The 13,285-nt window shown below is 42.7% G+C and carries 9 protein-coding genes and 1 pseudogene; 4 read left to right on the plus strand and 6 right to left on the minus strand.

All coding sequences use genetic code 11. The features are described 5' to 3' along the window. The first annotated feature begins 82 nt into the window (after positions 1–82). Positions 83–1,004, plus strand: a pseudogene (locus AAEZ02_RS00455) (IS30 family transposase). Positions 1,005–1,151: 147 nt separating this feature from the next. On the opposite strand, the gene ardB reads toward AAEZ02_RS00455, so the two are convergent. From ardB to AAEZ02_RS00470, 3 genes are all read right to left on the minus strand, one after another. Beyond that, on the minus strand, positions 1,152–1,505 hold the full coding sequence (ardB, locus tag AAEZ02_RS00460; protein WP_124012830.1) for an acrylate reductase cytochrome subunit ArdB: 354 nt from the start codon (positions 1,503–1,505) through the stop codon (positions 1,152–1,154). A gap of 28 nt (positions 1,506–1,533) precedes the next feature. Continuing rightward, positions 1,534–3,054, minus strand: a complete 1,521-nt coding sequence (gene ardA / locus AAEZ02_RS00465; RefSeq protein ID WP_124012831.1) for an acrylate reductase flavoprotein subunit ArdA — start codon at positions 3,052–3,054, stop codon at positions 1,534–1,536. Positions 3,055–3,715: 661 nt separating this feature from the next. Beyond that, positions 3,716–5,251, minus strand: coding sequence for a DUF3612 domain-containing protein (locus AAEZ02_RS00470; protein WP_101033320.1), 1,536 nt, complete (start codon positions 5,249–5,251; stop codon positions 3,716–3,718). A 153-nt stretch (positions 5,252–5,404) separates the two neighbouring features. Between AAEZ02_RS00470 and AAEZ02_RS00475 the strand changes: the two genes are divergently transcribed. Further along, positions 5,405–5,917 (plus strand): aldolase/citrate lyase/malate synthase family protein, encoded by a 513-nt coding sequence (locus AAEZ02_RS00475; RefSeq protein ID WP_157822232.1) that lies wholly within the window; start codon positions 5,405–5,407, stop codon positions 5,915–5,917. 140 nt (positions 5,918–6,057) lie between these two features. Here the strand turns inward: AAEZ02_RS00475 and ccoG are convergent, their stop codons facing one another. The 3 genes from ccoG to AAEZ02_RS00490 all read right to left on the minus strand — a co-directional run bounded on the left by ccoG (position 6,058) and on the right by AAEZ02_RS00490 (position 10,062). Then, positions 6,058–7,521, minus strand: coding sequence for a cytochrome c oxidase accessory protein CcoG (gene ccoG / locus AAEZ02_RS00480; RefSeq protein ID WP_351075442.1), 1,464 nt, complete (start codon positions 7,519–7,521; stop codon positions 6,058–6,060). Between the two features lie 171 nt (positions 7,522–7,692). Beyond that, on the minus strand, positions 7,693–9,135 hold the full coding sequence (locus AAEZ02_RS00485) for a sigma-54 interaction domain-containing protein (protein ID WP_124012833.1): 1,443 nt from the start codon (positions 9,133–9,135) through the stop codon (positions 7,693–7,695). 288 nt (positions 9,136–9,423) lie between these two features. Next, on the minus strand, positions 9,424–10,062 hold the full coding sequence (locus AAEZ02_RS00490; RefSeq protein WP_164839417.1) for a paraquat-inducible protein A: 639 nt from the start codon (positions 10,060–10,062) through the stop codon (positions 9,424–9,426). A gap of 164 nt (positions 10,063–10,226) precedes the next feature. Between AAEZ02_RS00490 and AAEZ02_RS00495 the strand changes: the two genes are divergently transcribed. Continuing rightward, positions 10,227–10,910, plus strand: a complete 684-nt coding sequence (locus tag AAEZ02_RS00495) for a cupredoxin domain-containing protein (protein ID WP_124012834.1) — start codon at positions 10,227–10,229, stop codon at positions 10,908–10,910. Then, on the plus strand, positions 10,900–13,230 hold the full coding sequence (locus AAEZ02_RS00500; RefSeq protein ID WP_124012835.1) for a putative bifunctional diguanylate cyclase/phosphodiesterase: 2,331 nt from the start codon (positions 10,900–10,902) through the stop codon (positions 13,228–13,230). Before AAEZ02_RS00495 ends, AAEZ02_RS00500 begins: the two co-directional genes overlap by 11 nt. The last annotated feature ends 55 nt before the right edge of the window (positions 13,231–13,285 follow it).

Consider the following 13,285-nt stretch of genomic DNA (forward strand, 5'->3'; position numbering starts at 1 on the left):
TGCGACACTCATAGACTAGGTTCGAAGAAGCCAACTGCTGAAAGTGGTAGGCTTTATCTCGCCAAAGAAAAAAAGTATCACTATGAGTTATCAGCAGTTGACTGAGGGTAGAAGATATCAGTCCTTTTAGACCGAGGCATTTCAATTGCCTTGATTGCAAAAACCATCAATTGTCATCGCGCTACTGCCTATCGAGAACTAAAGCGTTGTAATGGCCAGTTGGGTTATTGTCCTGACCATGCTCAAGCCAATGCCTGTGATATGCGACATCATTCAGCCAAATATACGATACCCGAGACAAGGGTAAGCACTGTCCGTTTCCTATTAAAACATGACTGGGGTCCAGAGCAGATTTCACAAGTGTGGTCTGGAATGGACCAAGCCGTCAGTCATGAATGGATTTATCGGTTTGTGGCAAGGAATTAGCATCAAGGTGGCAAGCTATACCGTCATCTACGTCAAGGGTATAAACGCTATCGCAGAGGCAAAAAAGAGAAGGCTCCAGCGATTAAAAATGGCATGTCTATCGAATCTGTCGATACCCGCGACCGTTTCGGTGATTGGGAAATCGATACCGTATTAGGCAAGCATGGCACAGGTTCAATAGTGACGATACTGGAGCGGAAAATCCGTTTTTACTTGATAAAGAAAGTGGCCTCAAAATCTGCTGAGGATGTGACTAAAGCCACGATTGAATTATTCGTGCCGTACAAGCAGCATGTGCGCACAATAACAGCCGATAATGGTCGCGAGTTTGCTCATCACCAAGCCATTGCCAAAGCGTTAGCCGCAGAGTTTTATTTCGCTCACCCATACAGCTCTTGGGAGCGTGGCGCCAATGAGAACGCCAATGGCCGGTTAAGAAATATGTAAAAAAAGGGATCGACTTGAGGACAGTAAGCGATGACATCATCTTGTTTGCGCAGAACAGGATTAACCATCGGCCCAAGAAATGTTTGAAGTTTAAGCCGTCAGCGGTTGTTTTTAAACAATTAGCGGCTTAATTTGCCGAGTGTCGCACTTCGGAGTTGAATTCGGGACTAATAAACTAATAAATAAGAAGGGTAATTCTATTAATCATTAAAAATATAAAAGCCACATATTAATTACTTAATATGTGGCTTATTAAACTAATATGAATTTAAATTAGTTTATCCTTTATGCTTGTCAAACTTGAAAGTATGACAGTTGCTGCATAATGGTTCTTTAGGTGTATGTTCACCATGGCACTCTTGGCAAGGTACTTCTTTACCATAGTGAAGATTGTTATGTGGGTTTTGCCACTTGTCTTCTTCACTTCTAGCCGTCTGCTTTGCTAAGTCATCAACATCATGACACTGCAAACAGGATTCATCAGATGGGAACTGCTTTATGCCATTGTCATGACAAGTTTTACAGTCATTACCGATTACGTCTTTGTGGTAGTCACGGATCTCTGCTGACTGTACTGATAAACTGGTTAGCCCAAGTAGTACCAGCCCAAGTATAATATTAAAGTTTTTCATTAATGATTCCTCTTGTTCACGGGTCTAGTTAAACTTTCATAAGACTTCTAGCGGCCGTCATGCCCATCACCATACATTCTGGGATAGAACAACTACCTAAACGGCTAACGCCATGAATACCACCGCAAACTTCACCCGCGGCATAAAGACCCGGAATAGACTTACCAGTAAAGCTATCTGCCACTTCGGCTTTAGTATTTACTTTTACACCACCTTGACAGTAATGTACTTTTGGCCATAAACGCACGACAGTAAAGGGTGCTTCAATATATTTGCCAGCCGCCTTAGTCATGTTTTTACCAAACTGCTTATCTTCGCCAGTTTTAACATAGCCGTTGTATTCAGCAATTTGTGCTTTTAAGCCAGCTAAAGGCACACCAAAGTGTGTTGCTAACTCTTCAACTGAATCAAACTTCCAACCGACATTGTATTTAATAACTTTTTCGGTATTTGGATGTGCTTTAGAATCTTTAAAACTGGTGATCAAAAGCGGTGGTACAGGATTGCCTTTTTCATCACGATTTTCTAATTCAGCATCGGCACGTGTTTTACGATCCGCAATTTCATTCATGAAACGCTTACCGGTTGTACGGCTAACCGCCATTGAATGAGGCAAGTTGAAGATAGAATAGTTAGACACATAACCAAAGCCACCTTCATCAGGTGAAGCCCAAGGGCCTGATTGGATATAAGCCAAATGCGTAGGGATAGCACCCAAACGGAACATTTCATACATGCCCTCGCCTGTTGCACCTGGTGCATTAGTACAACCAACGTCTGCCGTTAAGGTTGGATCTTGCGCCATACGTAAATCTACGTTTTGCGCAAAGCCACCAGTGGCCATAATCACACCACGTTTGGCGCGAATATTGAGAACTTTACCTGGTTGGTCTTCACCAAAGTGGTAATTGGTACGCATCTTAACACCAACAACTTCGCCTTTAGCACCGACGAGGAACCCTTCAAATTTTGAACGGTTGTGGGTATTAACCCCAATGCGTTTACATTCTTTAAACAATGGCTGGGTGATACCTGCTCCACAACTCACCGTAGTTTGGTAAGTACGTGCAACCGAATGACCGCCTAATTGTTGTAAGTACGGGTGGAATTCAGAACCTGCGTCTAACGTCATTTGCAACGCTTCAACCGCATGAGATGCAACATGACGTAATAAACCCTCATCAGCAACACCACGACCCGAGGCTAGTTGGTCATTGACCATTCTATCCACCGAATCTTTAACACCTTCTGTCTTTTGCATCGGTGTTCCAGGCGCGGCAAAAAGCCCACCATTAATAGCTGAGTTTCCGCCAAAATATGACATCTTCTCAAACATATGAATGTCTTTTGCACCTTTTCTAGTGGCTTCGATTGCGGCAGCTAAGCCCGCAAATCCAGAACCAATAATGACAATCTCAACTTCTTTGTCCCATTTTACACCATCAGCTTTCTCAGACACTGCCATTGCTGGTGCTACCATCGCTGCACCAGCAGCAATACCTAGACCTGCAATAAACTTACGGCGCCCTAATAGATCTATATTGCTCATAGGTTATCACCCCTTTTTGTAATTGACGGTTTATCATATCCTTGGAATTGATTCCAAAACGGGAACTATTGTTAATGTTTGGTGAAAAAAACTGCGGATGTGAACTAATCAATTGTAGGTAGGGCTTTTAGTAACATTTGTAACGGCACATAGATTTTGGACTGCAATCCAAACTGTGAAATCATCTTACTATCAGATTTTTAACACATTAACCTATAACATTATCGACTGAGGATAACCTTAACCTAAGTAACACTTTAGGACTATGTCGAGTGCTTATTCTATTGGCTTCAGAGAGGCGCTATCAACATATTGAGTCAAAACATGACGGTTTATCAAACGGTTTCCGCTTTATTAAAAGCCATCACCACAGCCTATCACGTAAGTCAAAATGGCCTTACACGGTATGCTACTGTTTAAGATTAGCCATCGTCGCCAGCGGATCCAATCAATCACCGCGGACTTTGCGTTACGGTGCTGTTTGCTCATTTAGGCCATTAAGATATAAATAACCTCATTCCAACATAATAAACGTTTATCAAATAGGACAAGTATTCTGCTTTGGGTCAATTTATCCCATCCCCAAAACCGAGTTGAGATTAAATAAATAACGCCTTTTTCGCCGCATCAACTTGTGCTGATGCGGCTTTAAAAAGACTATTTACCCCTGATTTCCCTCGCATAAATTACGCCCAGCGGCATAACAACTTGGCTGACGAGGACATACTGCGCCACGCGAGCAAATTAACTGCGCATCTTTTTTTATCCCGCGCTCAATCCAGTTAATATTGAGGATTTTAGCCACACTGTTGAGATCTTTTTGGATGTGTTTGGGGATAATGATTGAACCACCGCCCGCGGCACAAGCTTGTTTAAGATCGTAAGCAATCGACTGCGCATCTTTTCCTTGCGCCTCAATGGCTGGGTTTAAATCTATTCCAGCACATAGAACATGCGGATTACCCGCAGAGTCGTCGACCTTAATCGATTCACAGCAATAAATCCGCGGTTCATTGCCGACATTTAAAATCGATATTTGCGCAGAGGTGCCTTCTACCGGTTCGTTGATCATTCTAAACACAGCCCAATGCTGGCAAGGGTCTTCAACCAAGCGCATGTTACCCCAAGGCAGAGGGATACCATTACCGCGGTAAACCGCTTTTAACTTACCCGGCGCATAGGCATCAAAATAATGCCAATGTGGATAAGGTGACACCACCGTCATACGACGCATGGCGACAGAAGCGGATACCTGCAATTGTTTATGTACGCTAATCTCATAGCCATGACGGTCGAGTAACTGCCGATATGGCACTTTAGGACACAATAAGGCGCCGGCAAAAAAGCTTGATTCAAAATCGCGCCACGCATGCAAAATATCTTGTGCATTCAGAGTATTAGATTGTGGTATAAGCGCATCATCAAAGTCATCACGGCGACCCGACATCATCACACTCTTTAAGCCATCTTTATTGTGTAACACACAATGACCTATGTGCACCGCCAAATCATACTTCAACCTACTGGGTCTATTTTTCAGAATATTACTGATATAAATGGTACCGGGCGGTTCAAAAAATGACGTCACCAACTGCTTAGAACTTATGCCCATTTCGTTGATGACTTCTTTAGGAACACGGTCAATCCATTTAATTTTTAAGCCCATGCCTTTAGCAATATCAATAATATCTTCGGTGGCCAGCGGCATACGCTTTAAGCCGACTTCTTCGGCGGCGCGCTCTAAATCAGGGAAATGATTTTGATGATGTTCTTGGTGGGCGCGAATAAGCAAATGGGCAAATTGACGGCCACTGGTGCCGGTTTGCGACAACATTTCAGGGATAGCAATTTGTAAGATGTCATTAGAAAACAAAAAGCTTGGCTCAAGTGGCATACCACTGACTCCGCCTTTACTACCCTTTTCGGGGGTAATCGCTTCATCTTCTGGTACGTCATCAAGAAACCAGCCCACATCTTTCTGGAAAACAACCGCTATTACCGCCAGCATATCCGCGCTTGGTACCCGCTTCCCGCGCTCGATCATTGACAAATATGACACTGATGGCGAATTACTTGAGTCAACACGCACACAACGAGCAGACAAGTCTTCCATGGTTAAGTTGTTGCGCTTACGCAAGTTTCTTATCTTGGTGCCCAAAAAATGGGTCTTTCGCATTAAGCTTTTATCATTTCTCATTTTGTATAATTCACACTGTAAAATTTTTATTGTGAAATTGTTTGTAAAAATAGCATAGACTAAAAATCAAGCTGCTAACAGAGCTTAATGATAAACAATAATTAGAAAGGTTTTCTGACCTACAACAATACGAAGAGGAATAAGGCGATGAATATGTCTACTCAAGCAAGCAATACAGCCACCCAAAACCTTAACCGCTTCATTGGTGAGCAATTTGTGGCAACGACCAATCAACAGGATCGCAGCACAAACGCAAAAGACTTTTTGGATACACATTGTCCATTAGCCAATGGCTCACACCAAGACGTCAGCAGCTATGTTGTTTATTACAATCACTTATTGGCGTTTTTAAAAGATGGTTCACAGTGTGGTTTACAAAATCCATGTCAATTTGTTGCCTTGACGGGCCACAAAAGTGACCCCACCTCTGTGGTATTAAAAAATAACGATACCCATGTTGAGATTTGTTTCGACCGCCAAGGAAAAATGGGCACCACAGACCAAGCCAATATCGAAGATATTCAGGTTGCCATTCCAATTAAGAATTTGCCAACGCCATACAAGCAATGGATTAGCTTAATCCACACAGGCTGTCAGCCTACTGAAGGTAGCTGTAAGGTATTTACTGCTAAAGATGGTAGCGACTACGCACTACATCAGCGTTAATGGCTTATTGCGATAACACTGCGACCATTTAGCAAAAAAGGCTTGTCCCATTAATAATGCGACAAGCCTTTTTGTTGGGTAACCATTTTGCTGCGTAGCATCCCATAATGTCGGCACGCCTTTATGCCGTCATACTGAGATTATGGCCAAAAGAATCGTGATGCTTGCGAGATCTGGTTAGCAGGTTCCGTTGGCGTTGGATTTTCCAAGCTTTGAATTTGGGTCACCTTAAATTGCAGCGTTTGTTGGGTGCTATCACTCGCTCGGTTACTTAAGCGGCCACTGACGGTCAACGGATAATTTAGTTGTTCTGCCGGTTTTATCACAATCAAGCTGTCGGTGATTATTTGCAATGCTTGCCCTTGTGGATCCTTGCTGCTGATACTAATTTGATAGAAAGCCATTTGTTGAGTTTTATTGCGAATTTTAAGTTGATAGCTATTTTCAACCTTATCGACACCCACTTGACGATACAAGGTTTGACGGTCACGGATCACATTGAGCTCAATATCCTTTAAATTGCTTAAATCGCCAATAATCAGTGCAACCATGATCAATAATGCACTGGCGTAACCCAGAGATTTTAGCGATAACAGGCTGGCTTTGGGTTGTCCTTTTAAGGCATTTTCGCTGGTAAAGCTTATTAAATTGGGTGCATAGCCAAACTTTTCCATGGTCTGATTACAGGCATCAACACAGGCACCGCAGTTAATACATTCGTATTGTAAGCCGTTACGAATATCAATCCCAGTTGGGCAGACATCAACACACAAATTACAGTCTACACAGTCACCTAGCTCAGTTTTTTGTGAACGTTTACGGGGTCCACGAGACTCGCCTCGCTGCGCATCATAGCTCACCGTTTTAGTATTGGCGTCAAACATCACCGCTTGAAAACGCGAGTAAGGACAACAATGTAAACACATCATTTCACGCATCCAGCCGGCATTTACATAAGTGCATATGGCAAAAAACCACACCCAGGTGCCAGTCCAAAAACCACTACTCATGCTAAAAATATCAACATACAACTCGCGTGCAGGCATAAAGTATCCGATAAACCCGCAGCCAGTTAGCAAGGCGAACACTATCCACACCCCATGCTTCGTCACTCGTTTACGCACTTTACTTAATGACCATGGGGCTTTATCTAACGCCTCACGATGATGGTGATTGCCCTCTATTTTGGCTTCAACCCACATGTAAATAAAGGTCCACGCGGTTTGCGGGCACAAAAAGCCACACCACACTCGGCCCCAGTAAACCGTGACAAAAAATAATGCAAAAGCAGCGGCCATAAAAAACCACGCTAATACGGTAAAATCTTGTGGCCATAGGGTGATATTGAAGAAAAAGAATTGCTGTTCGGTGACATCAAACAGAATGGCTTGTCGGCCTTGGTAGTTGATAAATGGGATCAGGAAAAAAATCGCAATCAGTAAAGTATTGCTGTGCTGACGCAGCCGTTGAAATACGCCCTTCTGTTCTCGAACCTGAATTTTTGTCGACGGCGTAGCAATTTGCACCACTGGGATCCGCTGTGAAACGGCAGCGTTATCAACTGGCACTGTCGCTGCCGGAGTTTGAGATGATGATTTGGGCATAAATGTATTCCTATAACACAATATTGCCCTGTTATAGCAAAGATTAAGCCAACTTAAACATTGATATAATCACTTGATTTTAAACAATTAAAATAAAAAATTATAAAATAATGTCACGACATATCACTTTTTACGTGATATATCGTGACCCAGTAAAACCAATGATAAAAATTAGCGCGTAATGGCTAACTTTTTCATCCGAGATCGTAAGGTACTCGCCGGCATATCTAGCATTGCAGCAGCGCCATACGGACCAGAAATACGCCAATGGCTAGCATTTAAAACCGCAATAATATGCGCAGCTTCGGCTTGTGCCATGGTTAACGTGCTGGTAGCTAATGGAGTGGCAACCACTAAAGGTAAAGTATTAAACAGTAAATGGCCGCTTTGCGACAAAATCATTTCTCGCTCAATCAGGTTTTGCAACTCTCGCACGTTACCAGGCCAAGCATATTGTTGTAAATTCTTCAGCCCTTTGGCGCTCACTTTAGTGATTTTTTTACCGAGTTTTTTACTCATTGATTCGACTAAATCACTGACCAATGGTGGAATATCTTCGCGGCGTTCTCGTAAAGGAGGCACGGTAATTGGAAATACGTTCAAGCGGTAATATAAGTCCATGCGAAACAAGCCTTGCTCTACTCGCGCGGCTAAATCGTGATGAGTAGCAGCAACTAAGCGAATATTGACCTTAATGGTTTCACTACTGCCAACGCGCTCGAAGCTTTGCTCTTGGATCACCCGCAACAATTTAGATTGTGCCGATAAACTCAGCTCGGCAATTTCATCTAAAAACAAGGTGCCATTATGGGCTAATTCAAATCGGCCTTTGCGACGCGCTGTGGCGCCAGTAAATGCGCCTTTTTCATGACCAAACAACTCACTTTCTAGCAATGCCGTCGAAAATGCGGCGCAGTTTACACTTACCATAGGTTGGTCTTTGCGATGGCTTAATCGGTGTAAGTTACGCGCAACTAGCTCTTTGCCAGTGCCGTTTTCACCACAGATTAAGACCGTACTGTCGGTATTAGCGACCAAGTGGATCTGTTGCATGAGCTGATTGATAGGTTGGCTGTTACCCGATATTCCTGACGCGCCTTGCTGGCCTTGTAGCTCAGTGAGTAAGTATTGATTTTCTGATGCTAACCGTTCTGACAAGGCCTGCACTTGTGCCAAGGCTTGTCTTAACGATTGCTCGGTATGTTTTTGCATACTCACATCACGAAATATCGCAATAACACCGACGAGTTGTTGCTGATCATATACTGGGGTTGAGCTGTAATACACCGGAAAGCTGCTGCCATCTTTACGCCAAAATACATCTTCGTTCACTTGCCGAGGGATGGCATCATGTAAGGTACGATAAATGGGGCAGTCATGTTGAGGATAATGACTACCATCGGCATGACTATGATGATGGCAGTCGTGAATATTTCTGCCAATTAATTCGGCACTTTTCCAGCCCGTCATTTGCTCTGCTGCGGGATTAATAAATACTGCATTACCCGCTAAATCAAAACCATATACGCCCTCTGTCATGGCATTAAGCAACAGAGTATTTTCAGGAAGAAAATGCTCGGAGCCACTATACTCAGTGGTTGTAGAGTCAGTCATAGTCAATCTTAAGGTTACTAATGCATGGACTCATTATAACCATCGTAAAATATAAGTCGCGAAATATCGCGGCTTATATTCCCATAACAATAATCACTTGTTATCGTGATATCCATGACTCATCCAGATAATAACAATCTCATTTTTTAACAAAAATCCTTCACCACCAGTAAAGTAATGAGCTGATTTAAGCACTTTTTACGTTAACGTCGTACTTAATAACATTGTAACTTGACGTCGTATCTCAACGTCGTCAGCTCACAAGCCTAGCAGCCTCTGTCGTTAATACTAATTAGTGATGATCTGTGACTTTTGCGTTTGTGTCATATCGATCATCATCTGGCTGGCGATTGAAAAAATACAGTAACCTAAAAAATAATAGAAACCGATTTCAAACTGGGACTGAGTCTTGAGCGTGTCACCCATGCCGGCTGACGCATTACCTGCCATGTAAGCCACAATAATGGCTACGACAAATACATCGGCCATAGACCACTTGCCGATAACACTTATCATTGTTCGAAGCCGTTGTTTTATTGAAGGTGCCACTGGCAGCAGTAAAATTAGCATGGTGATTAACTTAATGGTAGGGATCACAATACTGAATAACCCGACTAATATGGCAACGACAAAGTTATGTGATTGATATAGTGCCGTAATGATATCGATGATACTGCGGCTATTACGAAAGACCTCTACCTCACCTTGAAGCGTATCCAACCCAAACAGACTCGCAGCGACATCTAAGATCCCGCGGGTATTAGCACGAGAATCTTCTGTTAGATCTTGGGTTAACATATCTTTGCCCGTATCGACTAACTGTGATTTTTCAATAGTGCCCGTCATCGTTAGCATGGGCTCTGTCACTCCTGGGATCAGCAGGATTAACGATATGAGTACTAAACTGATGGATAGATACACTTTCATGGATACCTCGAGTGATAATTTTTGATAGCGATGAGCCAGCATAGTGAAACAAATTGTCGTATTTTGCCGTGAAGATGATAACGTGTTTGCGATCTTTGTAGGTTATGATGCCGTATTGGTCATGTTATTAACCATTACGACACTCTTAATAATGAGACAAATACATGCAAATGATCCAATTTACGACATGTTTGCTCTGGTTAAGTTATGTTTTTTCAGCCCCCCTCACTGCGGCGACCTTAACGGTCAATGTTAACGATACTCAAGGCAATAGGCTCAGCGATAGCGTGATAGAGCTGATCCCCACCACGCCTCCTGAAGCAAGAGTATCGACCTTAGCACATTATGAAATGCGTCAACAAAATAGAATATTCTCCCCTTTTGTCTTGGCTGTGCCACAAGGAGCAAAAGTTGATTTTGCTAATTTAGATCGCACTCGGCACCATGTTTACTCATTTTCTGACGCTAAACAATTTGAACTAAAATTGTCTGCTGGCGCTACCGAGGATCCTATCGTCTTTAATAACGCGGGATTAGTTGCCATCGGCTGTAATATCCATGACGATATGCAGGCATTTATTTACGTCTCAAAAAGTGCTTATTTCTCGGTAAGTAATGAAGCGGGTCAAATGCAGTTAACTGATTTACCTACCGGTGAATATCAAGTCAATATCTGGCATCCTTGGCAAGTTAACATTCAGCAACCGACTTCACTCACCCTTAATGATGGTGACCATAAATTAACAATTCGCATCAATATTGACCACCAAGATAAACCATCGTCGCCACCTAGCGGCTTTGTTACTGACCATTATCCAAGCGATACCACGGGACAACATGCCAACTAGTTTTCGCAACCGACTAATTATTGCCTTCCTGTTTATTTTAACCCTAACGCAGTTAACCACTGCAGTGTTTGTGTTAAGTGCAACTCAACGTGATTATCGTCAGCAACAAACTCAAAATCTTAAGATTGGATCAAATGTTTTTGTTGATATGCTGTCTAACCGGAGCGAGCAGCTTAACCAAAGTTTGTCACTGCTCAGTGCTGATTTTGATTTTAAACGCGCGGTAGCCACTGGTGAGCAAGACACAATATCTTCCGTTTTATCTAACCATGGCAGACGCATTAATGCCGACGCAGCTATTTTGCTATCGCCGCAGGGAAAATTACTGTCATCAAGCTTGCAAGGTCTGACTAAATTTAATGTCGATGAGCTATTTGCATTAACCAAAAACCGCTCAACGACTTTCGACATTGTTAATTATGACCACAGCAGCTACCAATTTGTATTGCAGCCAGTCAAAGCGCCGACATTAATCGCTTGGGTTGGCATGGGTTTTTCGATGGATAAAAACCTCGCTGACCAAGCCAAAGCCATTACTGGAATTGATAGCAGTTTTATCAACCAGTCAGCCGGCAGAATTAACATCGTCTCGACCCTACCTGAAGCTCAGCAACAAGATGTTTTAACGCGTATTAGCCAGCTTGCAAAAACGGTTGATGAGGTCAGTGATGACATATTATCAGGCTACCTATCCACCACCATTGCGTTAGATAACAATAGCGGTCATCAATTAGCGCTGTTACATCTGTCAAATGCTAAGTGGCAGCAAAATTACGATGCCCTGCGTAATAACATGCTAATCGTGTTTGCGATAACCTGTTTATTGGCGTTTATGATTGCAGCTTGGTTTGCTGGAGGGTTAACTAAACCTATTTATGCGTTAGTTAATTTTGCCAGAAAAGTCGGTCAAGGCGAGGATCCCCGGCCCATTGAAGTTGCCCCGGCTGAATTACAAGTGTTAGCCAACACCTTATCGATAATGCGTAAAAATATTGAGTCGCGCGAAAACGATTTAGTTTATCAATCACAGCACGATAATCTCACCGGTTTATATAATCGCGTGGCCGCTAAACAACAACTCAGCCTACTGCTCAGTAAAATGCATGGCAGTTTAGTCATGATAGACATTAAAAACTTTCGTCACTTAAACAACATCATTGGGTTCGCTAATGCCGACGATCTGCTGGTGTTGTTTGCCAGTCGCTTAGAAAGCTTATCCCCTAACGCTCAGTTAATATCGCGCTTAGATGGCGACTCTTTTTTGTTGCTATTCCAACCGAGTATTCCTCTTGAAAAGCTTGATAACTATTTACGTCAATTAACCAACCCGTTTGCGATTCAGGGGTCAAAAATAAGTGTCAATGTGCGGGTAGGGATTGTTGATTTATCCAGTGACTATGACAGTAATGATATTGATACTTTAATTCGCCATGCCGAAATTGCATTAAACCAAGCTCGAGTTGAATCACTAGGCATTGCAACATATCAACAAGGTGAGGATGAACGCTATCTGCGTGAGTTAATGATCATCCGTGATTTACCGATTGCATTAACCCAAGGACAACTGCATTTGGTTTTTCAACCTAAAGTGGATATTCAGACCAATCATTGCCATAGTGCGGAAACCCTGATCCGCTGGCATCACCCTGAATTGGGATTTATCCCGCCTGATGAGTTCATTCGCTTAGCCGAAAATTCAGGTAATATCTCGATGATCAGCGACTGGGTGCTAACGACCACCATTAAACAGCTAGCCCTATGGCAGCAACAAGGTATTTCACTCACGGTGGCGATTAATTTATCAGCCCACGATCTCACTAATCCTCAGCTACCACTAGACATTGAACAGTTACTTATAAGCAATAACTTACCCATTACCGCCCTGTCGATAGAGATAACTGAAGGCGCTGTGATGAAAGATGCACAAACGGTGATTGCCGTTCTACAGCAATTTAGAAATATCGGTTTGGCGATTGCCATCGACGACTTTGGCACTGGACACTCTTCATTAGCCTACTTAAAGTTACTCCCCGTTAATGAAGTAAAAATCGATCGCAGTTTTATCAAAGATATTCATACTGATGCAACGGACTTAATGATTGTCGACACCAGCATTAGACTGATTAAGGGACTTAATTTATCCGTCGTAGCTGAAGGCGTTGAATCTGTAGAAGGGATCAATATTCTGCGCGAACTTAATTGCGATATAATTCAAGGTTATGTGTATTCTAAGCCGCTAAAAGCAGATGATTTTATTGTGTGGTTCCAACAGTTTAATCAATCCAATATTCACCATCCCAGTAAGGATACGCTGCGCTAATGTACCAATTAATATGCATTGTGTTATCGGTGCTATTAAGCCTCATAGCCACTTC

This window comes from Shewanella sp. T24-MNA-CIBAN-0130, from assembly GCF_040310185.1.
Lineage (GTDB): Bacteria > Pseudomonadota > Gammaproteobacteria > Enterobacterales > Shewanellaceae > Shewanella > Shewanella psychromarinicola.